Raw genomic sequence first — 26,701 nt, forward strand, 5'->3', positions numbered from 1 at the left:
CGCGCCGCTGGCGCTCTGCGGTCAAGCGGCGACCGCCCTTTTAGAGCGCCTTCGCCAGCGCCTCGATCTCATCCATCGAAGATACGGATGTGACTTCGACATCTCCGGCGCTGCGCTTGATCATGGGCCCGACTACCTTGCCGCCAAACTCCACGAAGTGCTCGACGCCCGCGTCACGCATGGCGATCGCGCTCTCGCGCCAGCGCACGCGCCCGGTGACCTGCTCCACCAGCAGGCGCTTCACCTCTTGCGGATCGGCTACCATCGTGGCGGTCACGTTGGCGAATAGAGGCAAGCGCAATGCGCCGGGCGCGCAAGCCTCCAGTGCTTCGGCCATAGCTTTGGCGGCCGGCTGCATCAAGGCGCAGTGGAACGGTGCCGAGACCGGAAGCGCTATGCCACGCTTGACGCCGTGCTCCTTGACCAGAGCGATCGCCCGTTCGATCGCGGCACGGTGCCCGGAGAGGACGACTTGCGTCGGATCGTTGTCGTTCGCGACGGAACACACCTCGCCCTGCGTGGCGGCTTGCGCCAGCGCCGTCGCCTTTTCTATGTCGGCACCCAACAGAGCGGCCATGGCACCCTGCCCTACCGGCACGGCAGCCTGCATCGAACGTCCGCGCAGCTTCAGCAGCCGTGCCGTATCGGCGAGGCTGAACGCGCCGACCGCGCACAGCGCCGTGTATTCGCCCAGCGAGTGGCCGGCGACGAAATCGCACTTGTCCGCAACCGAGATACCGCCTTCCTTCTCCAGCACGCGCAGGACGGCGATGGCATTGGCCATGATGGCTGGCTGGGCGTTCTCGGTGAGCATGAGCTCATCCTCGGGGCCCTCGCGCATGATCTTCGAGAGGCTCTGTCCGAGGACGTCATCCACCTCCTCGAACACCTCGCGGGCGACTATGCTAGCTCCCGCCAATTCGGCGCCCATGCCGATCTTCTGACTGCCCTGACCTGGGAACACAAATGCGCGCATTGCGACCACTCCGTTGCACGGCGCTAGCGCCGTCGCGCCCCCTCGGGCAGCTCTTGTGACGATTCGGTGACGTGGCGCGGCGGACTATTGCCCTTGCGCCCGCTCCGCAACCCCGAACGGAACGATTCTGTTGGCGGCGTCGTGGCCTATGTCGGCCGACCCCAGGAAGGGAATGGCACGCCGATCGCACCAATAGCGGGCGATCTGTTCCGGCGTGGCACCGAACGGACGGTCGTTTTGCGGAACATCGCTCACTCTGCCGAGCCGCAAACCGGCGATGCCGCCCAGATGCGCGGTGAGATGAAAAAACAGACGGTCGACCGCGTAGAGGTACTCTGACACTTCCTCGACCATCACGACATGACCGGCGAGCCCCGGCATCAGTGGCGTCCCACAGAGCATCGCCAGCGTCGTCAGGTTGAAAGCCACGGTGGGATGGTGATCGAGCGTGGGCTCGACTCCCGACGGGTCACCGGACACGTAGCCGAGTACGCGCCGCACGGCGTCCACGCCGCCCTTGCGCCGAATGCAGCCGAGCATCGGCGCGTGAACGGAGCGGCCTATCCGCTCACGATAGAACGCACCCAGCAGATACCCCGCGTCGGAGTAGCCTAACCATGTTTTCGTCCGAGCGGCCGGACCGAAGCGGGGCAATGCCTCCTCGGCGATGCGGCAAGCTCCATACCCGCCGCGTGCGAACCAGACAGCGTCGAACGAAGGGTCGTTCGCACACTCGACAAGCGCGTCGAGGCGTTGCGCATCGCTTCCGGCGAAGTGCCCCTCCACCGCGAAGCATTGCGGGTGAATCACCAATTCGACGGCGGGAAACTCTCCCGCGGCAAGAACCACGACCTGCTCCGCGTCCCCGCGAGCGATAGGGGTGGACGGAGCGCAGACGGCAATGCGGGTCATCGTTGCTGTCCTATCGAGGTTGTCTTGCGACGCAAGCACGCATACCGCTGGGCACCATGACTGCAAGCACCGTCGCCACTGGATCGCTCACCACACGCCCATGGTTCTTCTGCGGCATAGGCGGGTCCGGCATGCTGCCGCTCGCCATGATCCTGAGAGGCCTGGGCGCGAGCGTCTCCGGATCCGACCGCAGCCGCGACCAAGGCCGTAGTACCGCCAAGTTCGCCTGGCTGGAGAGCAAAGGCATCGCCCTGTATCCGCAGGATGGCAGCGGCGTGACTTCATCCGAGCAAGTGCTGGTCGCCTCAGCCGCGGTCGAGGACACTGTGCCCGAAGTCATGCAAGCCAAGGCGCTCGGCTGCGAGAGGATGAGCCGGGCGCAATTACTGGCGTGTCTGTTCAACGCAGCCCCCCGCAGCGTCGCGGTGGGCGGCACCAGCGGCAAGTCCACTGTCACGAGTATGATCGGCTGGATTCTCACCGATACCGGCCGGAACCCGACAATCATGAATGGCGCGGTCATGAAGAACTTCGTGGCACCCGATGCGCCGTTCGCCAGTGCGCGCGTGGGTGAAGGCGAGATGTTCGTTTCGGAGGTGGACGAGAGTGACGGATCGATTGCCCTCTACCGGCCCGAAGTAGCGGTCCTCGGCAACGTCAGCCTCGATCACAAAAGCCTTGAGGAGCTGCGCGATCTCTTCGGCAACTTTCTTGGCGCCGCGAAAACGGCTGTAGTTAACCTGGACGATGCGGAAAGCGCTGGCCTCGCTCCCCGCGCTGCGCAACTGCTGAGCTTCGGCATCGACAGCCCGCAAGCCATGATCGGCGTCGAGCCCGGCAGTGTTGTGCAATGGGCCGACGCGATCGAGGCTCGCATCCTCGACCGCCGCGTCGGCACGGCGCACCACCTGACGCTGAACCAGCCCGGTCGCCACAACCTCTACAACGCTCTCGCCGCGCTCGCAGGCAGCGCGGCGCTCGGCGTGCCGCTGGGCGACGCAGTGGCGTCGCTCGGCAGCTTCGCAGGGCTGGCGCGGCGATTCGACGTGATCGGCACCAGCGCGCGCGGGGTGACCGTGATCGACGACTTTGGCCACAACCCGGACAAGGTCAGCGCCACCCTGACGACTCTCAAAGCGCATCCGGGGCGCGTCATCGCCTTCTTCCAACCCCACGGCTACGGTCCCTTGCGTCAGATGGGCGCGGAACTGGCGGAAACCTTTGCACGCATGCTGGGGGGCGACGACGTGGTGATTGTCTGCGATCCGGTCTACTTCGGTGGCACCGTCGACCGCAGCGAAGGCAGCGAGCGTCTTGTCGAACGCATCCGCGCCGCCGGGGGCCATGCCGAACACATCGCCTCCCGCGAAGCATGCGGAGTGCGAATTGCAGCGATCGCGCAGGACGGCGACAGGGTGGTCGTCATGGGGGCACGCGACGATACGCTCACCACGTTCGCGACGGAGTTGCTGGCTAAGATGGCGTGATTACTGGCGCCTTACACTGTGAACGCTTGAGCTGAACGGCAGACAGCGGAAATTGTTTTGAAGCGAGGTCTATCAGCTAGCTGAGGCCAAATCAGATGAAATCTCATGAGAGTCAAAGTGTGGCAACTTGGAAAAAGCGACGTGTCGTATTCAATTCGGTTGGAACGTGATGACGAAGACCGCAGGTTTATTGAGAGCCTCAATCCACGATTAACTGACGTCATCAAAGCTCCCACTCATACTCCCGATGACGTCAGGGCATTCCAAGACGCTTTCACTGCCACAGCATGGCAAGTAGACGACGAAAAAAGCGCGACATTCTTGGCGGTTGACGAAGCCGGTGACAGAATCGGCTATATCAGTGTTCGCGAAGGCTCGGATGATGTGTTGAACGAGCCGTGCGGCTATATTGCACTTTTGGCAATCAAGCAGGAGCATGAGGGGCGTGGCATCGCCAAGTCACTCGTAAAGCAGGCGGAAACGTGGGCAAAGGGGATGGGCTTTAGCCGCCTCGCGCTTGATGTATTTACCAGCAACGATCACGGACTTGTGTTCTATCAGCGAGCAGGGTTCCAGCCTGAGACGGTTCGCGTCATCAAGAGGCTTTAGCTCAACGACCACTATCCCGTCCCACCGTTTGGCCGGAAGGTGCCTTTCCCGAAAACAGCCGCAGGTGCCTGGGGTCCCAGCCTAATGCGCGCCCTTTCCGCGCGCCGCGGAGACGAGGTGAACCACAAAGGCAATTACTCCGCCGAGCACCAGTCCGACGATTGCAGAAACGACGGCGTACGTCAGCCAGCCCATAACGCCGCCCAACGCTCCGGTCGCGTGCGCCGCGGCGTGCTGGGCATCATGGGCGAAGTGCGCTGGGCCTGCGACACCCAACTCCTCAAGCCCGTGCAGGATGATGCCGCCGCCCACCCACAACATCGCCACCGTCCCTACTGTCGAGAGCACCGTCAGCAGATAAGGCATCGCGTGAACCAGCATGCGTCCTGTGCGCTGAACCGATGGACTGCGGTGTTTCGCATAGTGGAGGCCGATATCGTCCATCTTCACGATCAGACCGACCGCTCCGTACACAAGCACCGTGATCACAACGCCAACGGCAGCAAGGATGACCGCGCGCACCACGAGGCCGTCACCCGCGACTTCGGCCAAGGAGATCGCCATGATCTCTGCCGACAGGATGAGATCGGTCCGCACCGCGCCAGAGATGCGCGTCTTCTCGAAAGCCACGACATCAGTGATGGGCTCTTCCAGCGTTTTTCCGTGCTTCGCTCCGCCCAGCTTCTCCATCACCTTCTCGGCACCTTCGAAGGCGAGAAACAGACCGCCCAGCATCAGTAGCGGAGTGATGGCGCCTGGCAGGAACTCGCTGAGCAAAAGCGCCACGGGCAGCAGGATGACCAGCTTGTTGAATAGCGATCCCCTGGCGATCTGCCAGATTACCGGCAGTTCGCGGTCGGGCGTGAAGTTGGTCACGTAGGAAGGCGTCACCGCCGCGTCATCGATCACCACGCCGGCCGCTTTGCTCCCCGCCTTGGCCACGCCGGCGGCAACATCGTCGACAGACGCAGCAGCGGCGCGAGCGATTACGGAAACATCGTCCAGTAGCGCAACGAGACCTGAAGGCATGGTGGTGAGGCACTCCTGTTCTGCAACGCCGGCCTCAGTGGCCGATTTCATGCGCCGTGGCGAGATCGAAGGCAAAAGTGCTCAGAAGCTTGTTGGTTGCGCCAGCGTTTATCCGTCTTGCAGCGTCGCTCTCAGGCAAGCACGGGCCCGAGCTTCGCGTCGATCGGCTGGAGCCGCGGACTGTCGCCCTCGCCGCTTCCCAGCGCATAGGCATGCAGCCCAGGCTCGCCGAGGGGTAGAGACTTCGCGGCAATCGCGGCCAAGGCTCTCTCGGCGTCCTTGTGCCCTGCCTGCCAACGCGCTGATGCGGAAGCGCGGGAGAAGTCAAACGCTTTGCCGCTGACTTCCCGGTCCTGGTCCGCATAGCTGATGTGCAGCAAGGTGATGGATTCCTTCGCCTCGCGCCCGGCCCGCTCAGCGAAAATCGCCTGCCATGCCGCGATGGCGCGGCGACTTTGCGTGGCGAAGATCAGGTCTTGCGTGCGCGATGCCACGGCACCGAGGCTTTCCGGTCGTCCCGAGCGCAGCGGCAGCAAATCGAACGCGATGCAGAGCACCGACCGATCGGCTCGCGCGCCCATAACCACATCCAGAGGCAGGTTCGTGGAGAGCCCGGCATCGCCGACCAGCCTACCCTCCAGCTCCACCGGCGAGAAGACCGGCATAAGCGCACCGATGGCCCGCAGATGATGCGCGGTGAAGCGGTGCGAGCGATTGTCGTACACGATCTCGGCGCCTGTCTCGATATCCACGGCGGTTGCTGAAAACCGGGTCGTGCCGTGATTGAGCAAGTCGAAGTCTACAAGTCGGCGAAGCCGCCCCTCCAGCGGAGACGAATCGTACAAGCTCGATGGCTCGGGGTTGCCGAAGGGGTTCCACAAGGGGCCATAGAGCGACCGTGGAGCGAACCAGCCCGGCTCTCCGATCGTCATTGCCGAGCTGACGGCCTGCGTCCGCCGTGCTTCGTCCAGGGGCTGCCACGTGTCCGCGGCCGATCTGCCGCGCCCGTCTATGCGCCAAAGCTCCTGCAGTGCCGCGACTCGGCGCTCAGGTGCGTTCCCGCCGATGACCGTTGACTGCACCGATCGAGGCGCCCACGATCCAGTCTGGCGCAAAGCCGCTCTCGTGGAGCACCTGATATGCGCCTGCCTGATAGGCGCCCAGCCCATTGCCTCCGCTGAGGACAAGGACCAAGTCGTAGTCGCGCGAGGGCGTTGCGAGGAATTGCTGCATTGCAGCAGAACGCACCAGAGGGACGATGTGTCCCGACTAAAGAATAGGCTCAGCGCCTCTCAGCACTTGCGTTCCTTCCCGAAATCGCTAAGGCCCGCCCCTTCCGCAGCGCACCTTGCGCCTCGCGGAAGCTGAAGAAAGCCGGAGGGGCCCCGCAATCGTGCGGACAAGCCAGCGATCGGTTACAGATGTGAAGGGAAATAGCCGTGGCTCTTTATGAGCACGTGTTCCTGGCGCGCCAGGATCTGAGCCAAGCGCAAGTCGATGCGCTGGCCGCCACCGCCACCGAGATCGTCGAGAGCCAGGAAGGCAAGGTCACCAAGACCGAGACCTGGGGCCTCAAGAATCTCGCCTACAAGATCAAGCGCAACCGCAAGGCGCATTTCGTGATGCTCAACATCGAAGGCTCCGGCGCCGCTGTCGCCGAGCTTGAGCGTCAGACCGCGATCAACGAAGACGTCATCCGCTGGATGACCATTCGCGTCGACGAGGCCGAGGAAGGCCCTTCGGTGATGATGCGCAAGTCCGACCGCGAGCGGACCCGCCGCCGCGAACGCGAGGGGAACTGACACATGGCACGCGCCTTTTTCCGCCGCCGCAAGTCCTGTCCGTTTTCGGGCAAGAACGCGCCGATCATCGACTACAAGGACGTTCGTCTGCTCCAGGGCTTCATGTCCGAGCGAGGCAAGATCGTCCCCAGCCGCATCACGGCCGTCTCGGCCAAGAAGCAGCGTGAGCTGAGCCAGGCGATCAAGCGCGCCCGGCACATCGGCCTGCTGCCGTACATCGTCAAGTAAGGAGGAAAGCCTCATGGATATCATCCTCCTGGAGCGCGTCGAGAAGCTCGGCGGTATCGGCGACGTCGTTTCCGTCAAGGACGGCTACGCGCGCAACTACCTGCTCCCTAACAAGAAGGCCCTGCGCGCGAACGATCGCAACAAGCAGGTCTTCGAAGCCAACCGCGCCCGCATCGAGAGCGAGAACGCCGAGCGCCGCACCCATGCCGAGAAGGACGCCGGTAGTGTCGAGGGCAAGCAGGTCGTCCTGATCCGCGCCTCGTCGAACTCGGGCCAGCTCTACGGTTCGGTTTCGGTGCGCGACATTGTCGACGCGCTGAACGAAGACGGCGCCAACGTGACCAAGCAGATGATCGTGCTCGAACGCCCGATCAAGACGCTGGGCATCTTCGACGTGCGCGTTTCGCTGCACCCGGAAGTTTCGGTTAACGTGAAGGTGAACGTTGCACGTTCGCCCGACGAAGCTGAACTGCAGTCGCAGGGCGTCGACGTCATGGCCGCCATGTTCGAGCAGGACGTCTCCGGCTTCACCGAGAAGCGCGACCCCAGCCTCGAGCCCGGCGAGATCGTCGCGGACGAGGAAGAGACCGAAGGCGAAGCACAGGCCTAAGTCTGACGCCATCATTGGGTCACAGAAAAATACCCTCGCTTCCCGAAGGAAGCGGGGGTTTTTCTTGATTGAGACGCGGCCCGCAGAGTGCCCGCCCACCCAACATGAAGAACGGCCCGTCAGCCGGCATCCAGCTTCAGAAAACCCTTTAGCGACTAACGAATAAAGTAGCCGCTTACCTTCCAGCCTGACGGCTCACAGGCCAAGACCACGGTTTCGGTCGCACCCTTCTTGTGAGCGAAGCTGGTGTGAAATTTCACCACTTGGTACTGACCGTCAGGTACGCCCGGAAGTGAACTGGCGTTGGTCACGCTCTGCACCGCGCGGGACGAGACTGCCCCTAGCGGTTCACGAACCGGCTCAATGATCGAAGCCCAGCGCGCCTGTGGCGTTTGCGATTTAAACAAGGGTCCTGCGGCAGCCCAACTTTCGTCCCAGTGTCTCTGATCCAAAAGGCTCACCCAAGCCGCCGCTTCGGCCGGTTCGGCTCCGCAGGGCACCTTAGGGTTGGTAGCTGACGCGAGCGCTACGGCGATGGCGATGCTGATCATCCATTACTCCTATAGTTCTCAGGCGGCCACTCGTGTGAACTGCTGTCAGGATGGCATGCGGCGCGTCAGCCTGCCGTTGCAGGCGCGGCGAGTGGAAAGAAGGGGATCGCCACGCGCAGCGCAGTGCCGTCGGCCCGGTGGAAGACGTAGTGGCCTTCCATGCTGCCGTGCGGCGTCGTCAACGGGCAGCCCGAAACGTAATCATGGCTCTGGCCGGGTTCCAGCACCGGCTGTTCACCGACGACGCCCTCGCCTTCGACCATGTTGACGCTGCCATGCCCATCGGTGATTCGCCAATGCCGCGTCGTCAACTGGACTGTCTGCTGCGATCCGTTCTCGATCCGAATGTGATAGACCCAGAACCACTTGCCGGCATCAATGCGCGATTGCTCCGGCAGGAAGTTCACCGCGACCCGGACGGTAATGCCATCAGTGATGGCTGCGTGCTGGAATAGCTCCTTCATCTCGTGAGCGAAGGTAACCTCAATTTCCGAAGCGGACAACACCGCTGCACCCCCAATTTTTCTTGTGCCTATTGAAGGTCTTGGGAACAAATCTCAACGAGCGCCGGCGTGGCCGGCCGCTCGCTCTTCAGCCTTCGACCCGATTAAAGCCCAGCTTTCGTCAGTGCCCGGTCAATATCCTCAATCACGTCTTCAGGGTCTTCCAGACCGACGTTGAGGCGCAGCATGCCCTCCGAAATACCCATCGCCTCCCGACCCTCCGGCCCCATGTTGTGGTGGGTAGTGGAAGCGGGATGGCACATCAACGATCGCGAATCGCCGATGTTGTTGGAGATATCGACCAGTTCGAGCGCATCGAGCAAGGCGTGCGCCTGCTCTCGCCCGCCATCCAGAACAAAGCTGAAGATCGGGCCGCAGTCCACCATCTGACGACGCGCCAGATTGTGCTGCGGATGGCTCTCCAGCCAGGGGTGAAGGATGCGCGGCACCCGGCTTTCCACGAAGCGGCCCACTTTGAGCGCGTTTTCGCTCTGACGCCTTGCCCGCAGATCCAGCGTCTCCAGCCCCTTGAGAACTACCCAGGCGTTGAACGGAGAGAGGTTTGGCCCCGTGTTGCGCTGGAACGGCAGCAGCTTCTCGTTGATGAAAGTCTCGCTGCCGCAGACCGCGCCAGCCAGCACCCTGCCCTGCCCGTCCATCAGCTTGGTGGCGGAATAAGCAACCACGTCGGCGCCGAACTCCAACGGACGCTGCAGCACGGGCGTGCAGAATGCGTTGTCGATCACCGATGTGATGCCGTGGGCCCGGGCAAGGCCGCAGATGTACTCCAAGTCGGCGATGTCCATAGTCGGGTTCGCCGGCGTCTCGAAGAAGAACACCTTCGTGTTGGGCCGGATCGCCGCTTCCCACGCCGCGTTGTCGCAGGCATCGACGACGGTCACCTCGACGCCGAAGCGCGGCAGCAAGTGATCGCCTAGCCAGCGGCAAGAACCGAATGCGGCGCGCGCAGTGACCATGTGGTCGCCGGCCGAAAGCTGGCACAACAAGGCAGCCGTCATCGCGGCCATGCCCGATGCCTGCACCCGGCATGCCTCGGCGCCCTCGAGCAACGCAATGCGCTCTTCCAGCATCTGCACGGTCGGGTTCTGCAGGCGCGAGTAAGTCATGCCCGCATCTTCACCCGCAAAGCGCGCCGCCACGGTGCCCGCGTCCTCGTAGGAATAGCCGGAGGTCAGGAACAGCGCTTCGCTGGTTTCACCCTGCTCGGAACGCCAGGTGCCCCCACGCACGGCCTGGGTGGCGGGGCGCCACTGCGATGTCTTGCTGCGATCCTGTCCGGTGGTCCGTTTCATGACGAAGCGCTTTACGATCGCGTGATTGCCAGCACAAGCGGGCAGAGCGCCGATCTGTCTTGCGAGTACAACCGTTGGCACTTATGCCGCCGCTCCGATGCAATCTGCGAGCGAACGCGATCCGCTGCCTTGGTGCCTGGCGCTCTGCTTTGGTTTCCTTCTGCTGTGCCTTCACCGCCTAGGGCTTCCCAACAGGATCTACTTCGACGAAATCCACTACGTGGTGGCCGCGCGCCAACTGCTCGAAGGCGTTCCAGCCAATCGCGAGCATCCGATGTTCGCCAAGGAAGTGATCGCCGCTGCCATCACCGTTCTGGGAGATCGCCCGTGGGCATGGCGTGTCCCGTCGCTTATATTCGGCGTGCTTGGCCTGCATGCCTTCGGCCGGCTGGTTTGGCATGTCAGCCAGCGCCGGTTCGCCACGATCGCGGCGATGTTCCTCCTCGCGGTCAATTTCCTGTGGTTCGTCCAGAGCCGCATCGCCATGCTCGACATGATCTCGGCCGGCTTGGGTATGGTGGCCCTGTGGCAATTCGCGGCAGTGCTGCGCGAGCCATCCTGGAGGCCTCGCCTGCGGCTGGCGCTGTGCGGACTGGCGATGGGTCTTTCGTTGGGCGCGAAGTGGAGCATCGCGCCTGTGCTGGTGCTGCCGGGATTGCTGTTCCTCGCGCTCCGTGTGCGGGAAAGCGGCTGGCGGATCGTAGGACGTAGGGGCGCGGGGCCGATCCCCCGCATCTCGCTGGTCGAAGCCGCCTGGTGGTTGGGAGCCTTCCCGCTCGGGCTCTATTGGCTGACTTACCTTCCCGGCTTCTTCTGGAGTTCACGCGCGATCGAGCCGCTCGGCTTCATCCCGTATCACGAATACATGATCCGGCTGCAGGATAGCGTGAAGCGCCTCCACCCCTATCGCAGCGTCTGGTATCAGTGGGTGATCAATTGGCGCGCCATATGGTATCTGTACGACGACGCCGATGGCGGCCAGCGCGGCATCCTGCTGGTCGGCAATCCCTTCACCATGCTGGCGGGACTCCCGGCGCTTATTTGGTGCGCTTGGGCGGGGCTATGGCGGCGCCGATTCGACGCGCTGGCATTCGTAGTGCTCTACGCCGTCACGCTGGGTATCTGGATCATCAACGGCAAGCCGATCCAATTCTACTACCACTATCTGCTACCGAGCGCTTTTCTGATGGCCTGCCTTGCGCTGGCACTCGATGCAGTGTGGCGGCGCAGCGACTGGTGGCGCTGCCTCGCTCCCGCGGCGCTGACCATCGCGGCAGGCATGTTCGTCTACTTCTACCCCATCATCTCGGCCGCGCGGCTGCACCATGGGAAGCAAAGCTTCATGCAATGGATGTGGCTGGATAGCTGGCGTTAACGGGGACTTAGCCCCGATCCCGCGCTACTCCGTTCAACGCTCCCGAAGAGTTCAAGCGGTGCCGTACTTGCCCCAGACGAACTTGGACGAAAGTGCGAAATTCCACACCGACGCAATGACGATACCCGTCAAGGCGGCCGGATACTCATGGAAGCCATAGTGCACGAGCACGGCGGCCACGCCCACGTTGGCGGTCAGGCCCACGGAGCAAGTCATGGCGAACTTCGCCCACCCCCGTACCAGCGGCAGGACCCCGGTGAGGCGCTTGTCCGCATATGTCAGCGAGTTGTTGAGGAAGAAATTGAACGTCATCGCGCAGACCGCAGCGATCGTCTGTCCCACTTCAAACGAGCCAACGAGTTGCCCGCGGATCGGCGGCCCCCCGAAGATCGCCAGGAACGTCATAAGTATCGCCATGTGGACCAGAACGCCCACTGCGCCGATGGTACCGAACAGGGCAAAGCGCGTGGGGATCACTCGGCCGAGCCACTTGTCATAGAGCCCCACCAGGAACTCGAACACGACAGTGCGATCAAGCTTGCTTTCCCCATCGGCACGGGCGGCGAATGCAAGCGGGAATTCCTTGACGCGCAACGGGGTCTCCACGGTGGCCAGAATATCGAGAAGGATCTTGAAGCCGACACCGGACAAGCGGTGTGCGTCGGCCCGCAAGGTCTGCGTGCGTAGCATGAAGTAACCGCTCATTGGATCGGTCAATGTGAGGCCGGTCACTCTGCGAGCAAGGCTGTTGGCAAGCCCGGATGCCTTCACCCGGTCTGGCCGGTTCCAGGCGTCCGTACTCGCCCCTTCGCAGAAACGAGAGGCATAGGACAAGTCGTACTCACCCGATCGTATCGCCTGGAGCATGCCCGGCAGAAGCTTCGGGTCATGCTGATGGTCCGCATCCATCACAGCAACTACGGGGGCCGCAGTGGCGCACATCCCTTCGATCGCCGCTGACGACAAGCCTCGGCGGCCGATGCGCTGGATCACGCGTAGACGAGGGTCGCGCAGCGAGATCGCGCGCGCCGCCTCGGCGGTGCCGTCAGGGCTGTTGTCGTCCACGACGATGGCTTCCCAGGCGATGCCTTGAAGCGCATCGTTCAACCGCTCCACCAGCGCCTCAAGGTTGTTGCGCTCGTTGAACGTAGGCAGAACAACGGCCAGCTCCAGCGGCCGCGCAGCGGTGCACACAGCCTGATTAAGGGCGGGACTGGGCATGTTCATGGAAACGCGCTTTAATTCTCAAACCTGAAAGATGCTTTAGCGTTGTCAACTTTGGTTGTTCATAACCGCGCGAGAACGGCGTCACCGATCTCTTTCGTTCCGGCTTGCCCACCCAGATCTCCGCCGCGAATGCCATCGGCCAACGCTCTGCCGACAGCCGCCTCGATCCGAGCGGCTTGTACTTCAAGCCCATAGCTGTGCCGCAGCAGCATCGCTGCCGAAAGAATTGTGGCCATCGGGTTGGCGAGGCCTTTGCCCGCGATGTCCGGCGCTGAACCGTGGATCGGCTCGTACAGCCCGAAGGTCCCCTCTGCGAGGCTGGCAGAAGCCAGCAGTCCAATCGAACCCACGCACATGCTTGCCTGATCGGAGAGGATATCGCCGAACAGATTGCCGGTGACGATGACATCGAACTGACCGGGATTCTTCACCAACTGCATCGCCGCATTGTCGACGTACATGTGGCTGAGCTCGACCTCGGGATATTCCTTCGCGACCTCGATCACGACGTCGCGCCAAAGCTGCGATGTCTCCAGAACGTTGGCTTTGTCGACCGAGCAGAGCTTCCTGCGGCGCCCCATGGCGGCCTTGAAGCCGGTATGGGCGATTCGACGCACTTCGTCCTCCGCATAGGACATCATGTCCCACCCCTGACGGCGCCCGTCGTCGAGGGTGCGAATTCCCTTTTCACCGAAGTAGACGTCGCCGTTGAGTTCGCGAACGATCAGCAGGTCGATCTTCTCAGCAACTTCCGGACGTAGCGTAGTTAGGTCCTCCAGGCCCTTGAAGACGGTCGCAGGTCGCAAGTTGGCGAAAAGGCCGAGTTCCTTGCGCAGGCCCAGAATGGCTTGCTCAGGCCGCAGGTGGCGCTCGAGATGGTCGCACGAGAAGTCACCGACGGCGCCGAACAGAACCGCGCCGCAAGAGCGTGCGATCTCCAGCGTTTCGGCCGGCAACGGATGACCGTGCTTACGGTAAGCCACCCCGCCGACGTCGCCGTAGACCAGTTCGAGCTTGAGCAGGTCGAGCGCTTCCAGCACGCGTACTGCCTCGGCCGTCACTTCCGACCCAATCCCGTCACCGGCGAACACCGCCACCCGCATCGCACTCGCGCTCATCTTCGTCCCCACCAGTTCAGGCGCCTGCAATCCGCGCCCACCGCTCCCGCAGGATAGCGCGCGTCGCCATAACGTCTGCGCGGCGTTCGGCAAGCGGGTAGCGCGAAAGCTCGCGCCCGATGCGATCAAAAGCAGCGAATATTCCCGTCCAGTCTCCCTCTACGGGACGGGTCGCCGCCACGCCGTAGCCGAGTTCGCGCAGCACCAGAACTTCGTACGAGAGCATGGGAATGATCCAGCCGCGCGCCGAGGGCGCCACGCAAATGGCAGTCAGCAAGGCAGAAAGCGCCTGAAACAGAGCGGGAAAAGGTTGGCGTTCTGGCAGGGCGGCCGCGGTGAGCGCCGTCACCCAGGCAATGCCGGCCGCCGGCAGTGGCTCGCTCAACCAAGGCCCCCGGCTCTCACGCAGTTCCAGGCGGCCAAAGGGAAGCTGGCTTTCGGATCGCGAGCGGATTTCCGCCTCAACGAGATTTCCTGGAAGCAGAACGGGACGAAGCTGCCGCCCCCGACCGCCCGCGATGTAAGCACTGAGCAACCCGCGCTCGGCAGTTAAAAGACGCGCGATGACGGCCGTCTCGCCTTGCGCACGGCTGGCGCAGACAATAGCGGGACCACGGTACTCCATGGAGGGGTTCTGAGGCCCGAAGCTGCGCGGTGCAAGCCGGTCGTGTAGGAGTGATCCGGACGGTCTGCTAGACTGACGCCCGGAACGTTAGCTCTTCGCGATGAGCTTCATTTCCAGTTCGTCGACCCGCTGCTTGAGCGTCTCCGTCTCTTCGCGGGCTTTGGCGGCCATGTCCTTGACGGCGTCGAACTCTTCGCGGCTCACGAAGTCCATCTCGCCCATGAATTCCTTGAAACGCTCACGGGCGGAGTCGCGGGCCTCGCGCCCCACACCGGCGAGCGTACCGGCTGCGCTGTTCATCAGTTTGACGAAGTCGGAGATGATGGGGTTTTCGCTTTGCATAGTTGTTAGATGGGAGGTATTTTCGACCTCCGCAAGTACCAGAATCAGAACTCGATCCGCTGGACCGGCGCAGAGACTTGCACTCCATCAAGATCGCGGTTGTCCTGCAGAATGGCCCAGTTCAGATACGTCGCGAAAAGAACCCAAAGAAGGTAAGGCGCAAGAAGCCAGGCAGCCAGCGGGCGCACGCGGGCGAACAGCAAGATCGTAACCACCACAGCGGCATCCAGCAGCAGGATGTCGATCAGCGCCCAGCTCATACGATGGATGCCGAAGAACAGTGGCGACCACGCGAGGTTCAAGGCCAGCTGCACGGCGAAAACGATCATTGCGACCCTTCTGCGCCGTGCTCCGTTGGCGCACACCACAATCGCGAGCGCTAATCCCATGAGGACGTACAGCACGCTCCATACGATGCCGAACGCTGCCGAGGGAGGATAAGCAGCTGGTTTGCGCAAAGCGGCAAACCAAGCGCCATCCGAACCGCTGCCTGAGAGCGTGCCGGATAGAATTCCCAACAGGAGTACGACCGGGACGCAGACGAGCGCCGAACGGATGAAGCCTGCACGCAATTGCCCTGTAGACGCCAGGAAGTTCATCCGCGCGTTATCTCCGCCGAATCGGTTACACTTGCTGTGTGTTAAGCATCGAATGCAAACACGCAAGGAAACGGATCAACTCAGTTGTCCCGAGTGGCGCAGATCAGGAACTCTACGTTCCCCTCCGGACCTGTAATCGGGCTTTCAATAACCCCCGATACAGTCCACCCTTTGCTGGACAACCAGCTTTGCACTTCCTCGCAGACGCGAGCGTGCAAGGCAGGATCGCGGACCACGCCGCCCTTACCCACTTCGCCGCGACCCACTTCAAATTGGGGCTTTATCAGAGCGATAAGGGTGCACTTGGCCGCTGCGAGAGAGAGTGGCACCTCCAGCACTTTGGCAAGGCCGATGAAGCTCGCATCGCAGACCACCCAATCACAATCCGCATCGATCAACTCGCGCGTAAGCACGCGGGCGCTGGTCTGCTCAAGCACGGTTACCCGTGGGTCCTGCCGCAGCTTCCACGCGAGCTGGTTGGTGCCGGAGTCGACGGCGAAGACACGCGCTGCCCCCTGGCTGAGCAGAACATCGGTGAAGCCGCCGGTGGAACTGCCGATGTCCATGGCGACGGCACCACGCGGGTCGAGGGCGAAATGCGCGATCGCGTGCGCCAGCTTGATCCCTCCGCGCGAGACCCACGGGTGATCGCGTCCACGCACATGCAGCGGAGCCTCAGCAGGCAATTGCTGGCCCGGCTTGGCCACCTTTACCTCTCCGGTGAACACAAGGCCTGCCAGTACAAGAGCTTGGGCACGCGTGCGGCTCTCCGCAAGACCGCGATCGACGAGCAGTTGATCTGCACGAAGCTTGCCTGGCCCCTTGCGGGCGGCGGATCGAGGCGGGGATGGGTTGGACATGGATGGCACAGGGTTGTGGTGTGGCGCGTCTCATTCCATACCACGACCATGAAGGCAAACCTGCTGGCGGCCGCCGCCCTGACATTCGGAGCTTTTTCGCTCGCCTCTTGTGCGGACCAGCGCATAATTCCGGCTCCGGCGCCTGCAGCCCTTGCTGTGCCCGCTCCGACAAGCACACCCACTCCGGTGCCCGCCCCCTCACCTTCTACAGCATGGATCGATGCGCCGGTGACGCCGGGAGACTGGAGTTGGAGCATGGAGAATGGACAGTCGGTTGCCCGCTTCGCCGGAGGGCGGCTCATCCTGCGCTGCGAACCAGCTGCGCGCACGGTTCGGATTGAACGCAGCGAACCCGGCTCGCCGGCATCCTCTGGCGGAGCGACGATGACGGTGCACACACAATCGCTGACGCGCAGCTTTGCTTCGCGTCCAGAAATGGGCCGCGTAGCCGTGAGCCTTCCCGCACGCGATCCTCTGCTGGATGCCATGGCGTTTACCCGGGGGCGCTTCGCCGTCGAGACTTCTGGCATGCCGCCGCTTTTTGTTCCGAGCTGGACTGAGGTGAGCCGCGTCATCGAAGACTGCCGCTGAGCTGAGTTCAACCGCGTGAAGCCGGCTGGGGAAAAGCGGTCGGAACCGCCGATCTTGGCGCTAAAAAAAAACATTGCAAGTCTTGTTGTGCGGCGCGGAATTTCCCACAAATAGACCAAGGCCGGCGGGCACCGAGACCTCTCTTAGACAGAGATGGTTTGACGCCAACTTGCCCCAGCCGCTTAGTTGCGGCGTCTTGGCTCAACAGCGCGAAAGGAGGTGATCCGATGTCTCATGGTTCAGCAGAGAGGTCGGCAATTTCCGTAGTGAGGCACTATCGCTGAAGTTCGTTCAGTAAGCGATAGAGGTTTCGCTGGCGGCACTTCCGGCCGCTGACCATGCGAAGGGCCGTGCCGAGGCTTCGGTGCGGCCCTTCTCATTTCGCATACTGACTGCGTGCCACCGCCAAGCAAGCGTGCCAGACAGCGCCTGCCATAAGCACGCCGAGCAGACCTGAGGGAAAGCCGGGTTTTTCAACTTTGCGTTTGAGTGCACGCTTATTAGCGACGAGAACGGCAGGCCGAATGTTGCTTTGCTGTTGTGCGAGCCGAAATTTTCAGTCAACGGCCAAGCACCTCCGACGTTGAAGGATCCTGTTCAATGGCGACCGTCGCCGACACCGGCCTGCAGTTCACCACAAAGCCCCTCACCACGCCGATCAGCGCAGTGGAGCGCGCGGCGGTGCTGGAAAACCCCGGTTTCGGCACGAAGTTTTCCGAGCACATGGTGACGATAGAATGGACGGAGGGTCGCGGCTGGCACGATGCCGTCGTCGGACCGCGTGGCCCCATCTCGCTTGATCCGGCCTGTGCCGTTCTCCACTACGCTCAGGAAATCTTCGAAGGGCTGAAGGCCTATCAGCATCCTGACGGCAGCGTCGCTCTGTTTCGCCCCTATGCCAATGCGGAACGCTTTAACCGTTCGGCACGGCGCCTGGCGATGCCTGAATTGCCCGAGGACGTATTCGTCGAGTCGGTTCGCCGGCTCGTAGAGGCTGATCGCGAATGGATGCCCACGGTTGAGGGCGGCGCCTTGTACCTTCGCCCGTTCATGTTCGCGTCCGAGGTGTTCCTCGGCGTGCGCCCGGCCAAGGAGTACAAGTACATCGTCATCGCCAGCCCGGCGGGGAACTACTTCAAGTCTGGCGCACCGGCTGTCTGCATCTGGGTCAGCCAGGATTACACCCGCGCCGCTCCCGGTGGCACCGGCGCTGCGAAGTGCGGCGGCAACTACGCCGCCAGCCTGGTTCCGCAAGCCGAAGCGATCCGGAAGGGCCACGACCAAGTTGTGTTCCTGGATGCGGTGGAGAACAAGTGGGTCGAGGAATTGGGAGGTATGAACCTCTACTTCGTCTTCGACGACGGCACGCTGCTGACGCCACCGCTGTCGGGCACGATCCTGGCCGGCATCACGCGCGACAGCCTGCTGACGCTCGCTCGCGACGAAGGCCTGACCGTGCGCGAGGAGCGCTACAGCCTCGATCAGTGGCGCCAGGACGCGACTTCCGGGCGTCTCGTTGAATGCTTCGCTTGTGGAACGGCCGCCGTGGTGACGCCGGTCGGCAAGGTTGCGGGCCACGATGGCGAGTTCACCATCGGTAGCGGTGGTCCGGGTCAAACCACGCAAAAGCTCAAGACCCGGCTGGTCGCCATCCAGCGCGGCGAGGCGCCCGACCCGCATGGCTGGGTAATGAAGCTGAGCTGAGCGGCGAAGCTGCTCGCCCGGTGCTCGTGCTCGCATCACAGGGCCGCAGCGAGGCGAGTTACCTTCTGGACTGTGTTCGCACCGTACCTCTTCAGCGGACTAGATCCTCTGACAGGGCTGAGCCGCTGTGACCGCGCGTCGAATTTCCGGCAGGACTCACGGACCTTCGATGACTCTCACGCCTTGTTCACGCCTCCCGCGCACCTAGATGAGGGGCCTTTAATTCAGCAGGGATGTGAGAACGCGATGGCCGATACCTCCTACACGCCGCCCGAAGTCTGGACCTGGGACAAGGAGAACGGGGGGAAGTTCGCGCACATCAACCGACCGATCTCGGGAGCTACGCACGACAAGGATCTGCCGCGAGGCAAGCATCCTTTCCAGCTCTACTCCTTGGGCACGCCCAACGGCCAGAAGGTCACTATCATGTTCGAGGAACTGCTCGCGGCCGGCCACAGCGGTGCCGAATACGATGCCTGGATGATGGAGATCGCGGAAGGCGAGCAGTTCGGATCAGGGTTCGTCGCCCTCAACCCCAACTCCAAGATCCCGGCCCTACTGGATTGCAGCGGATCCGAGCCCTTCCGCGTTTTCGAATCCGGCGCCATTCTCCTCCACCTGGCAGAGAAGTTCGGCGCTTTCATCCCGACCGACCCGAAAGGTCGCGCCGAGTGCTTGTCCTGGCTGATGTGGCAGATGTCGACAGCGCCCGTGATCGGCGGCGGCTTTGGTCACTTCTATGCTTATGCGCCGGAAAAGTACGAGTACCCGATCAATCGCTACACGATGGAGACGAAGCGGATCATCGACGTTGCCGACCGGCGGCTGGCGGAATCCCCCTACATCGCCGGCGAGGCATACACGATAGCCGACATCGCGACTTATGCATGGCTCGGCTATCTGATCCGAGGCGAAGCTTATGGCGACGCGCACCGCTTCCTGGACATGCCCAGCTACACCAACCTGAAGCGTTGGGCGGCCGAACTCAGCGAGCGGACCGGCGTAAAGCGTGGCACGAAGGTGAACCGCAGCGGTGACGGCCTGGTGCGCGAGCGGCACGATGCAGCCGACATCGACGCCGTGATGTAAGGCAAAGACGAAGAGGTCATGGCGACATCATCAAACGTCTGATCGCATAGCGAACAAGGCTGGCCTGACTTCGCTCAACTTTAAAATGCAAGAGCCCGCCGACCTGAGGTCGACGGGCTCTCAACAAGATTGGGCCTGACACCCACCTGTGAGCACAGCCTACAGGTGACGTGCCACCCGTTCAGCCGCCGCCGAAGGTGACGCGCAGACGCGCACCATACATCCGCGGCTGGCCGAGGATCAGGTTCTCGGAACCGGTCGAGATCCAAGAGTTGCCGACGAACACCGGATACTTCTCGTTCGTCAGGTTCGTTACGAACGCTGCGAGATCGATCGGGCTGCCGCCCACCGAGTTCCAGTTGAGGTTGAGGTTCCACAGATCCGAGGATGGCAGAATGCCGTACGGGGAGTCGTTCGTGGCAACCTGCTTTGCCGTGTAAGTGTAAGTCGCCGAAATACTCACGCGTCCGACGCTGTAGTCGAGCGGAAGCGTGTACGACGGCGTTACCGTCAGACGGTGCTCTGGAGACAGCGGAAGGTCACCGCCGATCAGGGCGCCCGTCGTCGGCGGGAAGTAACCCACGAACGTCGGCGGATTGTACGACTTCAGCTTGGTATCGAGATAGGCATAACCCACGTTCAGGTTGGCGCCTTCGTACGAGACAGAAGCGTCAACTTCGACACCCTGGATCTTCGACTTACCGGCGTTCACGATCGCCTGCGAAGGCGTCGCGTTCGACACCGTGCCGTCGGGGATCAGGTTGGCCGAGAGCTGCTGGTTCGAGAAGTCGTTGTAGAACGCCGCCATGTTGAAGTAGCCCGACACGGTACCACGGAAGGACGTCTTGGCGCCGATCTCGTAAGTGTCAACCTTCTCCGGCCCCCATGCGACCGGGATCGCATTTGAGGCGTTCACATTACCCTGACGATAGCCGCGCGCATACTTTGCATAAAGCAGCACGTCGTTGCTCGGCTTGTAGTCAAGGCTGATAAGCCAAGTCGGCTTCTCGGACTTCTGGTTGATCGTGGTCAGGCAGTCAGGACCCGTTCCCCTTGCAGCGCAGCCGATGATCGGCGGCGCGCCGTTGATGATGCGGATCGTGCGCGTGGCGCCCTGCCCTTTTACCTTGTCGATCGTGTACCGGATGCCACCAGTCAGCGAGAGCTGATCGGTCAACGCATAGGTACCCTGAGCGAAGAACCCGACATTCTGGTACCAGTAGCGCGTAAGCGAGTTCTGGATGATCGACGGGATACGCGGATCACCCACATTGTTGATCGCGGTGCAATCCAGCGTCTGCAGGTTCGCACAGCTTACAGTCGTAAAGATCGGGATCGGTGCACCCGTCTGCGCTGGCTGAAGCACGGTCGTGATCGGCGAGAGGGAGCCCTGGAACTGGCTACCCGGCGCACTGCCTTCATAATACCCGCCGAGAACGTAGTTCAGCGATCCATCGCTCGTGCGGCCCTGCACCTGGAACTCCTCGGTCCAGGTCGACTGATTCACGTTGTCGTAGTTCGAATCGGGAGCAAGGCCGACCCAAGTGAATGGCAGTCCAACCTGCGAAGGAGGCGTGTTGAACCAGAGGGGACTGGTTCCCGGAGCCGGCACGCTGTAGTTGTCGGAGCCGATGTTGAACGACTGCCGCTGCCGGAACTCCTGGTAGCTGGCAATGTTCTTCAGCGTGATTGTGTCGCTGACGTTCCAGGTAGTCGTGTTCTGCACACCCCACTGCTCGATCTTCAGGAACGGATTGGGGTTGTTCACCGCGACGTCAAAGTACCCGTCGCCACGCTCCTCTGCGGCCTGCAGCTGATCGCAAGCCAGCGGCGCGAGGTAGAAGGCGGTGCTCGTAGGGCTCGGCAGTCCGAAGCGCGAGCGATCGACACCCGCATCACATCCGGGCGTGTTTGCGCCCACCAGCCTGCCGGCGGTACCGTTGGTATTGGACTTGCTGTAGCGAGCGACGATGTAGTTCTCGATGTCCGGCGTCAGCTCGGCGAGGATGCTAAGGCGCAGGGCCGTGTAGTCGACGTCGCCGAACGCGTCGGGTCCAACATCCGCCTGGTTCTTCAAGAAGCCATCGCGCTTCATGCGATCGAAGCCAAGGCGGACCTTAAACGTGTCAGCCAGCGGCACATTCAGCGCGCCTTGGACGCGCTTCATGTCGTAGTTGCCGTACGACCCCTCGATGTAGCCACCCAGTTCGTCTTTAGGACGCTGCGGAACGATCAGCACCGCACCACCCGTGGTGTTGCGACCGAAGAGCGTGCCCTGCGGCCCCTTCAGAACCTGCACATTCTGGAGGTCGAAGAACTGGCCGACGCCAGCACCATTACCACCGGGTGTCCCGCCCTGCGCACGTGGGCCGATCACGTCAGCGAAGTAGATCGCCACGGACGGCGAGGTGAAGCTTTCCTGCGTGAAGCCGCGGATTGCAAACGTGGCGGTCTCTGCGCCGTATCGAGAGTTTGCGGCGAGCGAGGGTGTGTAGGTTGCCAGGTCAGCGCCGGATACGATGTTCCGGTTGCTCACCTGCTCCTGGTTAAACACCGTGATCGAAATTGGAACGTCCTGCAGCCGCTCTTCAGTACGCCGTGCGGTAACGACGATGTCGCCGCCAGCGTCCTGCGCCATCGCAGGAGCGAAGCTCCCCAGCGCAGTGGTCGCGAAAAGAAACAGCTTTGCCGCTGTGTGCCTCATTCATTTATCTCCCTGGTCGCGGCGGCAATATCCCTCAGCCGTCGCCTGCGACGGGCGCATACATGATGCGACGAATGCAGCAAGGGGCCTTTTCATCACGATGGTTAGCCGCTAAGCGCCCTCCACCAACGCGATGGGGCGTCGCCAAGTGGTAAGGCACCGGTTTTTGGTACCGGCATTCGCAGGTTCGAATCCTGCCGCCCCAGCCATCGCCAAAGCGATATCGCTGTTCTCACTGTCTTTGAGGCCGAAACAGCCTCGTTGAGAGCTCCCCTGTCTCCGCTTTGAAACCAATGTTCTCGCCGCTGCCATCTCGGACAGAATCACTTCCGGCTTCTCGTTCCGCTATGGGTTGGGGCTACCCGATCTTCTCATGGCGGTGGTCCCACGGCATCAGGAGGAACAACAGGCTACCCACTGCCACCGCACCGGAGATGAAGAACAGGTAGGGAGAGAAGGAGCCGCTGATGGCCAGGGTCCAGCTGACGCCGAGCGCACCCAGCGCGGATGCCAGGAACGAGACGCAGTACAGCAGTGCCAGCGTCGTGGCATAGATGCGCAGCTTGAAATAGCGAGCGACAAGGTAGGAGATGAGATCGGACTCGGCACCGATTGAAAGACCAACGACGAACATCGCCGCACCGATCACGACAAGACTGTCGAGATCCGTCCCCAGCACAAAGAAGCCGGCAGCTGGAAGAATCAACGAGAGGGTGGTCACCGGCGGCGTCGCGAACCGGTCCAGGGCGAGACCACACCCGATGCGACCGACGATGGTGCCAAAGGCATAGAGCGGCACGATGTTAGCCGCAGCCTGCGTCGATATGCCGTTATCCACCAGCATCAGGTTCATCTGACTGGAATGGAGCGGCATCTGCAGCAGGCAAAGGAACATGCCGAGAAATACGATCCAGAACAGTCGGTTGGAGAGGATGGTACGGTAGTCCTGCTTGGCGGTGATGGGCTCAGAGGCGACGCTGGAGGGCTCAGTGTGAGTTGGAGTTTCTCCTGGCGAATCCTTCGCTTTGCGCTTGGGGATGAGCGAGATGGCGGTCAGTCCGCCCAACAGTGTCAGGCCGCCAAGAGCGAGATACGCGCTGCGCCAGCCATACCCTTCGATCCACCAGTTCAGCAGCGGCACCAAAACCATGGCCAGCGCCGCCGGCACACAATTTACGATCGTAAGCGCAAGGCCTGTTGCCCGACTGAAATTCTCTGCGATCAGGCGCGTATACACCAGCGGGCTCGTCAGACTGCCCACCGCCAACACGAGCGTGAAGACAGCCGCATAATAAAGGAAACTGCCGCCCTGCGCAGCGTAACCGAGGAAGCAGAGCGGCACGAGAAACGTGCCCAGCAAAGCCACCGGCCGCACGCCCTTGCTGTCCGTAAAACGCCCCGCGAACGGCAGGACGAACAAAGTCGTGAGTGTCGCGACGCCGATTAGCGCGAACTGCGCGCGGGACCAGCCGAATTCCTCCACCAGATGCGGGGCGAAGACGCTGTTTGTGTAGGCGAACAGCGGCAGGCTCGTGCCAGACCCCACACTCGCAGCGAGCAAGGGTCGCAGATTGCGACGGAATTCACCCAGGTAGGTCACGCAGCTCTCCCGATCAGCCGCCGTTTGCCCGGCATGCCTTTGGGAGCTTTGTCCGCGATGTAATGTCGCTTGTCGAGCTACGCTTTGCCTGCAGCAAGGCTTAGTGCGTTGAGAACCCCGATCCGTCCCTCCGCCGCTTCTCTCCACGGCTAGACGAGATCAAGCTGGAACGCGATATCGTCCCTGGGGAGACTGCACGCGGGGATTGCCCGTCCAGTAACGACGCGGCAGGTGCGTTGCGTGATACGCCACCCGCTCGCGCCGCGCTTCCATGTGTCGTCATAGTAGCCAGTGCCGTCATAGTAGCCAGTGCCGTCCCACACCGGAAGATCGCCCGCGGCGTGCCGGACAGGACGCCAAGTGCTGTAGGTATGAGAGCGAGCATCGTCACCCGTCACCGCTACGAGGTGATTGGTCATCATGTGCTGGTCGCATTGAACAGCTCATGGAAAGTGCCGAAATCTTGCTTGAAGCTTGCCCGATCCATCCAGTGCGAAGTGGGCCATAGTCAGCGCCGATCTCGGGCGCGAAACTGCGGTCGAACAAGTCCCAGCGCCAGGTGTCCATCGCCAAGGCATACAAGTTGATAAGCTCGATAATGTCGTCGCGCTCGGCCATCGGCTCTCTCCCCGCTCCGCTCCGTTCGGGAGCATGAGAGACAAGCTGGCGGGTTTCGCCAACGGGTGTCGAACCCGCGTTCGCTCACTTCGAGCCGCTGATCACTCTGAGGCAATTGGCGCGCCCGACAGGATTCGAACCTGTGGCCCCAAGCTTAGAAGGCTCGTGCTCTATCCAGCTGAGCTACGGGCGCACCTTAAGCTTTCCATAGCGCGGTTCCCGAGAGAGGCAAACGTCTCGGATGCACCGTTCCCCGCCCGATGAAGGAAAAAGCTACTAGGCTTGCGCAAAGGGGCAGGTTACGCCTCGGCCCATGAGCGAAGAGCAGCTTTCCCGTATTGGCGGAAGAATCGGCGCACGACGCCATTTCCGCTTTTTCGATTATGTGATGGCAGCGTTCGTGACGATGCTGCTGCTCTCCAATCTGATCGGTGCGGCGAAGCTCTCCAGCCTAGGGGGCGTGACGTTCGGCGCAGGCATCCTGTTCTTTCCCGTCAGTTACGTCCTCGGCGATATTCTGACCGAGGTCTACGGCTACGCCAACGCGCGGCGATGCGTCTGGGCCGGGTTCTTTGCGCTGCTGTTCATGGCGTTTATGAGCTTCGTAGTCGTCGCTATGCCGCCCTCGTCGGACTGGGGCTGCGCCGCGAGCGCAGATCCGCTCTACGCCAGCGTTGTCGCGGCCAGAGACAGCGGATCTGTCTGCCAATCCACCTATGTGTCGGTGTTCGGCAGCACATGGCGCATCGTCCTTGCGTCGCTTCTCGCGTTCTGGGCGGGCGAGTTCGTCAACGCGTTCGTCATGGCGAAGATGAAGGTCTGGACGAAGGGCAAGCTGCTTTGGACCCGCACGATCGGCTCTACAGTGTTCGGACAAGCCGTGGACAGCGCGATCTTCTACCCCGTGGCATTCCTCGGCACCTGGACCACGCAGTCTGTCCTGCTAGTCATGGTCACGAACTGGGCCATGAAGGTAGCCTGGGAGGCTTTGCTGACGCCCGTGACTTACGTGGTGGTAGGCTGGTTGAAGGGCCGGGAAGGCGTGGATGTCTACGACGAGGACACCGACTTCTCGCCGTTCGCCAAGACCAGCGCGGTTTGACCCGCTCGCACCGACCGGGCTAGGTGCCGCCCACGATGGCGCTTGACCGCATTCAACTGGCTGACTTTCGCAATCACCGCGACACGCTTTTAACAGGTACGGCCCAGTTCAACCTGCTGATCGGTGAGAACGGCGCAGGCAAGACCAATGTCCTGGAGGCGATTTCCTTGCTCGCACCGGGCCGGGGGCTGAGGCGTGCGACGCTCGCCGATATGCCTGCACAGAGCGGCGTCGGCGGCTTTGCTGTCAGCGCTCTCCTTACCACCGGAAACGAGCCGGTGCGGGTGGGAACCGCAGCATCAGCTGATCGACCGGGCCGGCGCGTCGTCCAGATCAACAGCGCGGAGGCACCCGCGGTTCGCTTGGCGGAGTGGCTCTCCATCGGCTGGCTCACTCCGGCGATGGATCGCTTGTTTTCGGAAAGTGCGGGGGCGCGCCGGCGTTTTCTGGATCGGCTTGCACTTGCACTGTACCCCAGCCATGCGGGCCACGCGACGCGGCTAGAGGCCGCGCTGCGAGAGCGCAACAGACTGCTGTCTGATGAACGCCTACCGGACCCGCAATGGCTCGATGCCATCGAGACACAACTTGCCGAAGCGGGAGCAGCCGTGGGACAGGCTCGAAACGGAACCGTCGATGCGCTCAATACAGTGCTCGCAGACTTGCCTGATGCGCCGTTCGCGCGGCCGGCTCTCACTTACCGGGCCGGGGGGCCGCAGTCCGTCACCGATTTGGCGCTTGCCCTGCGCGACGGTCGTCCACGTGACCGTGCTGCGCAGCGCACTCTGACGGGGCCACATCGCGACGAGTTGGAGGTGATCATGGCCGCCAAGAACCAGCCGGCTGCGGAATGCTCGACCGGCGAGCAAAAGGCCATGCTCATCGCCATTGTCCTCGCGCACTCTCAGTTGCTGGAGAGCGTTGGCGAACTCCGCCCTCGCCTCCTGCTGCTGGACGAAGTCGCCGCACACCTCGATCCGCTACGTCGGGAAGCGCTTTTTGACCGGCTGCGGTCCGGGTCGGCACAGGTATGGTTTACCGGTACCGAAGGTGCACCGTTCGAGGCGATTCTGAGGGAGGCGGCAGTCTGGCAAGTCCACGGGGGCGTGGCCCTGCGCTCATAGCCA

29 protein-coding genes and 2 tRNA genes are annotated in these 26,701 nt (G+C 62.4%); 12 read left to right on the top strand and 19 right to left on the bottom strand.

Annotation, left to right across the window (positions count from 1 at the left end; all coding sequences use genetic code 11):
- Nucleotides 1-40 precede the first annotated feature (40 nt).
- Entirely contained in the window at nt 41-976 is a 936-nt protein-coding gene (gene fabD, locus ABVV53_RS00315; protein WP_353982325.1) for an ACP S-malonyltransferase, read from the bottom strand.
- An 84-nt stretch (nt 977-1,060) separates the two neighbouring features.
- Nucleotides 1,061-1,888 carry an LD-carboxypeptidase gene (locus ABVV53_RS00320; protein ID WP_353982326.1) on the bottom strand — a complete coding sequence of 276 codons (828 nt, stop codon included), beginning with the start codon at nt 1,886-1,888 and terminating at the stop codon, nt 1,061-1,063.
- A gap of 56 nt (nt 1,889-1,944) precedes the next feature.
- Between ABVV53_RS00320 and ABVV53_RS00325 the strand changes: the two genes are divergently transcribed.
- Both ABVV53_RS00325 and ABVV53_RS00330 read left to right on the top strand, forming a co-directional pair.
- Complete coding sequence (locus ABVV53_RS00325; RefSeq protein ID WP_353982327.1) at nt 1,945-3,375, top strand: glutamate ligase domain-containing protein; 1,431 nt, start codon at nt 1,945-1,947, stop codon at nt 3,373-3,375.
- 105 nt (nt 3,376-3,480) lie between these two features.
- A complete protein-coding gene (locus ABVV53_RS00330; RefSeq protein WP_353982328.1) occupies nt 3,481-3,984 on the top strand; it encodes a GNAT family N-acetyltransferase in 504 nt (167 codons plus the stop codon).
- A gap of 81 nt (nt 3,985-4,065) precedes the next feature.
- Here ABVV53_RS00330 and ABVV53_RS00335 read toward each other — a convergent pair whose 3' ends face one another.
- The 3 genes from ABVV53_RS00335 to ABVV53_RS00345 all read right to left on the bottom strand — a co-directional run bounded on the left by ABVV53_RS00335 (nt 4,066) and on the right by ABVV53_RS00345 (nt 6,246).
- Nucleotides 4,066-5,013, bottom strand: coding sequence for a DUF808 domain-containing protein (locus ABVV53_RS00335; RefSeq protein WP_353982401.1), 948 nt, complete (start codon nt 5,011-5,013; stop codon nt 4,066-4,068).
- A 131-nt stretch (nt 5,014-5,144) separates the two neighbouring features.
- Nucleotides 5,145-6,095, bottom strand: coding sequence for a patatin-like phospholipase family protein (locus ABVV53_RS00340; protein ID WP_353982329.1), 951 nt, complete (start codon nt 6,093-6,095; stop codon nt 5,145-5,147).
- Nucleotides 6,061-6,246, bottom strand: coding sequence for a patatin-like phospholipase family protein (locus ABVV53_RS00345; RefSeq protein WP_353982330.1), 186 nt, complete (start codon nt 6,244-6,246; stop codon nt 6,061-6,063). The genes ABVV53_RS00340 and ABVV53_RS00345 overlap by 35 nt, the downstream gene beginning before the upstream one ends.
- A gap of 206 nt (nt 6,247-6,452) precedes the next feature.
- On the opposite strand from ABVV53_RS00345, the gene rpsF reads away from it, so the two are divergent.
- Genes rpsF through rplI form a run of 3 tightly spaced genes read left to right on the top strand, consistent with a single transcriptional unit; the run spans nt 6,453 to nt 7,653 of the window.
- On the top strand, nt 6,453-6,815 hold the full coding sequence (gene rpsF / locus ABVV53_RS00350; protein WP_353982331.1) for a 30S ribosomal protein S6: 363 nt from the start codon (nt 6,453-6,455) through the stop codon (nt 6,813-6,815).
- A gap of 3 nt (nt 6,816-6,818) precedes the next feature.
- Nucleotides 6,819-7,043 carry a 30S ribosomal protein S18 gene (gene rpsR / locus ABVV53_RS00355; RefSeq protein ID WP_353982332.1) on the top strand — a complete coding sequence of 75 codons (225 nt, stop codon included), beginning with the start codon at nt 6,819-6,821 and terminating at the stop codon, nt 7,041-7,043.
- 13 nt (nt 7,044-7,056) lie between these two features.
- Nucleotides 7,057-7,653, top strand: coding sequence for a 50S ribosomal protein L9 (rplI, locus tag ABVV53_RS00360; RefSeq protein WP_353982333.1), 597 nt, complete (start codon nt 7,057-7,059; stop codon nt 7,651-7,653).
- 155 nt (nt 7,654-7,808) lie between these two features.
- Here the strand turns inward: rplI and ABVV53_RS00365 are convergent, their stop codons facing one another.
- The 3 genes from ABVV53_RS00365 to ABVV53_RS00375 all read right to left on the bottom strand — a co-directional run bounded on the left by ABVV53_RS00365 (nt 7,809) and on the right by ABVV53_RS00375 (nt 10,020).
- Nucleotides 7,809-8,204 (bottom strand): DUF4019 domain-containing protein, encoded by a 396-nt coding sequence (locus ABVV53_RS00365; RefSeq protein ID WP_353982334.1) that lies wholly within the window; start codon nt 8,202-8,204, stop codon nt 7,809-7,811.
- 65 nt (nt 8,205-8,269) lie between these two features.
- Entirely contained in the window at nt 8,270-8,668 is a 399-nt protein-coding gene (apaG, locus tag ABVV53_RS00370) for a Co2+/Mg2+ efflux protein ApaG (RefSeq protein WP_353982402.1), read from the bottom strand.
- A 143-nt stretch (nt 8,669-8,811) separates the two neighbouring features.
- Nucleotides 8,812-10,020, bottom strand: coding sequence for a trans-sulfuration enzyme family protein (locus ABVV53_RS00375; protein WP_353982335.1), 1,209 nt, complete (start codon nt 10,018-10,020; stop codon nt 8,812-8,814).
- Nucleotides 10,021-10,117: 97 nt separating this feature from the next.
- Between ABVV53_RS00375 and ABVV53_RS00380 the strand changes: the two genes are divergently transcribed.
- A complete protein-coding gene (locus ABVV53_RS00380; protein WP_353982336.1) occupies nt 10,118-11,395 on the top strand; it encodes a phospholipid carrier-dependent glycosyltransferase in 1,278 nt (425 codons plus the stop codon).
- Between the two features lie 51 nt (nt 11,396-11,446).
- On the opposite strand, the gene ABVV53_RS00385 is transcribed toward ABVV53_RS00380, so the two are convergent.
- The 6 genes from ABVV53_RS00385 to ABVV53_RS00410 all read right to left on the bottom strand — a co-directional run bounded on the left by ABVV53_RS00385 (nt 11,447) and on the right by ABVV53_RS00410 (nt 16,166).
- Nucleotides 11,447-12,622 (bottom strand): glycosyltransferase family 2 protein, encoded by a 1,176-nt coding sequence (locus ABVV53_RS00385; RefSeq protein WP_353982337.1) that lies wholly within the window; start codon nt 12,620-12,622, stop codon nt 11,447-11,449.
- Nucleotides 12,623-12,681: 59 nt separating this feature from the next.
- On the bottom strand, nt 12,682-13,725 hold the full coding sequence (leuB, locus tag ABVV53_RS00390) for a 3-isopropylmalate dehydrogenase (RefSeq protein WP_353982403.1): 1,044 nt from the start codon (nt 13,723-13,725) through the stop codon (nt 12,682-12,684).
- Nucleotides 13,726-13,756: 31 nt separating this feature from the next.
- A complete protein-coding gene (gene recO, locus ABVV53_RS00395) occupies nt 13,757-14,365 on the bottom strand; it encodes a DNA repair protein RecO (RefSeq protein WP_353982338.1) in 609 nt (202 codons plus the stop codon).
- 87 nt (nt 14,366-14,452) lie between these two features.
- Nucleotides 14,453-14,707: an accessory factor UbiK family protein gene (locus ABVV53_RS00400; protein ID WP_353982339.1), complete on the bottom strand. Its 255-nt coding sequence runs from the start codon at nt 14,705-14,707 to the stop codon at nt 14,453-14,455.
- Between the two features lie 44 nt (nt 14,708-14,751).
- Nucleotides 14,752-15,306: a TspO/MBR family protein gene (locus tag ABVV53_RS00405; RefSeq protein ID WP_353982340.1), complete on the bottom strand. Its 555-nt coding sequence runs from the start codon at nt 15,304-15,306 to the stop codon at nt 14,752-14,754.
- An 80-nt stretch (nt 15,307-15,386) separates the two neighbouring features.
- Nucleotides 15,387-16,166 (bottom strand): TlyA family RNA methyltransferase, encoded by a 780-nt coding sequence (locus ABVV53_RS00410; RefSeq protein ID WP_353982341.1) that lies wholly within the window; start codon nt 16,164-16,166, stop codon nt 15,387-15,389.
- Nucleotides 16,167-16,184: 18 nt separating this feature from the next.
- Between ABVV53_RS00410 and ABVV53_RS00415 the strand changes: the two genes are divergently transcribed.
- The 3 genes from ABVV53_RS00415 (at nt 16,185) to yghU (ending at nt 19,550) form a co-directional block, all read left to right on the top strand.
- Nucleotides 16,185-16,757 (top strand): hypothetical protein, encoded by a 573-nt coding sequence (locus tag ABVV53_RS00415; RefSeq protein ID WP_353982342.1) that lies wholly within the window; start codon nt 16,185-16,187, stop codon nt 16,755-16,757.
- Between the two features lie 600 nt (nt 16,758-17,357).
- On the top strand, nt 17,358-18,461 hold the full coding sequence (locus tag ABVV53_RS00420; protein WP_353982343.1) for a branched-chain amino acid aminotransferase: 1,104 nt from the start codon (nt 17,358-17,360) through the stop codon (nt 18,459-18,461).
- A gap of 246 nt (nt 18,462-18,707) precedes the next feature.
- A complete protein-coding gene (yghU, locus tag ABVV53_RS00425) occupies nt 18,708-19,550 on the top strand; it encodes a glutathione-dependent disulfide-bond oxidoreductase (RefSeq protein ID WP_353982344.1) in 843 nt (280 codons plus the stop codon).
- A gap of 181 nt (nt 19,551-19,731) precedes the next feature.
- Here the strand turns inward: yghU and ABVV53_RS00430 are convergent, their stop codons facing one another.
- Nucleotides 19,732-22,254, bottom strand: coding sequence for a TonB-dependent receptor (locus ABVV53_RS00430; protein WP_353982345.1), 2,523 nt, complete (start codon nt 22,252-22,254; stop codon nt 19,732-19,734).
- A 134-nt stretch (nt 22,255-22,388) separates the two neighbouring features.
- Between ABVV53_RS00430 and ABVV53_RS00435 the strand changes: the two genes are divergently transcribed.
- Nucleotides 22,389-22,463 (top strand) — tRNA-Gln (locus ABVV53_RS00435).
- Between the two features lie 149 nt (nt 22,464-22,612).
- Here the strand turns inward: ABVV53_RS00435 and ABVV53_RS00440 are convergent.
- From ABVV53_RS00440 to ABVV53_RS00455, 4 genes are all read right to left on the bottom strand, one after another.
- Nucleotides 22,613-23,854, bottom strand: coding sequence for an MFS transporter (locus tag ABVV53_RS00440; protein WP_353982346.1), 1,242 nt, complete (start codon nt 23,852-23,854; stop codon nt 22,613-22,615).
- A gap of 149 nt (nt 23,855-24,003) precedes the next feature.
- Nucleotides 24,004-24,276 carry a nuclear transport factor 2 family protein gene (locus tag ABVV53_RS00445; protein WP_353982347.1) on the bottom strand — a complete coding sequence of 91 codons (273 nt, stop codon included), beginning with the start codon at nt 24,274-24,276 and terminating at the stop codon, nt 24,004-24,006.
- Nucleotides 24,242-24,472 (bottom strand): nuclear transport factor 2 family protein, encoded by a 231-nt coding sequence (locus ABVV53_RS00450; protein WP_353982348.1) that lies wholly within the window; start codon nt 24,470-24,472, stop codon nt 24,242-24,244. The genes ABVV53_RS00445 and ABVV53_RS00450 overlap by 35 nt, the downstream gene beginning before the upstream one ends.
- 116 nt (nt 24,473-24,588) lie before the next feature.
- Nucleotides 24,589-24,665, bottom strand: a tRNA-Arg gene (locus tag ABVV53_RS00455).
- 120 nt (nt 24,666-24,785) lie between these two features.
- Here ABVV53_RS00455 and ABVV53_RS00460 point away from each other — a divergent pair.
- Both ABVV53_RS00460 and recF read left to right on the top strand, forming a co-directional pair.
- Nucleotides 24,786-25,574, top strand: coding sequence for a queuosine precursor transporter (locus ABVV53_RS00460; protein WP_353982349.1), 789 nt, complete (start codon nt 24,786-24,788; stop codon nt 25,572-25,574).
- 35 nt (nt 25,575-25,609) lie between these two features.
- Entirely contained in the window at nt 25,610-26,698 is a 1,089-nt protein-coding gene (gene recF, locus ABVV53_RS00465; RefSeq protein ID WP_353982350.1) for a DNA replication/repair protein RecF, read from the top strand.
- Nucleotides 26,699-26,701: the final 3 nt, after the last annotated feature.

The organism is Novosphingobium kalidii (assembly GCF_040534015.1).
GTDB lineage: Bacteria > Pseudomonadota > Alphaproteobacteria > Sphingomonadales > Sphingomonadaceae > Novosphingobium > Novosphingobium kalidii.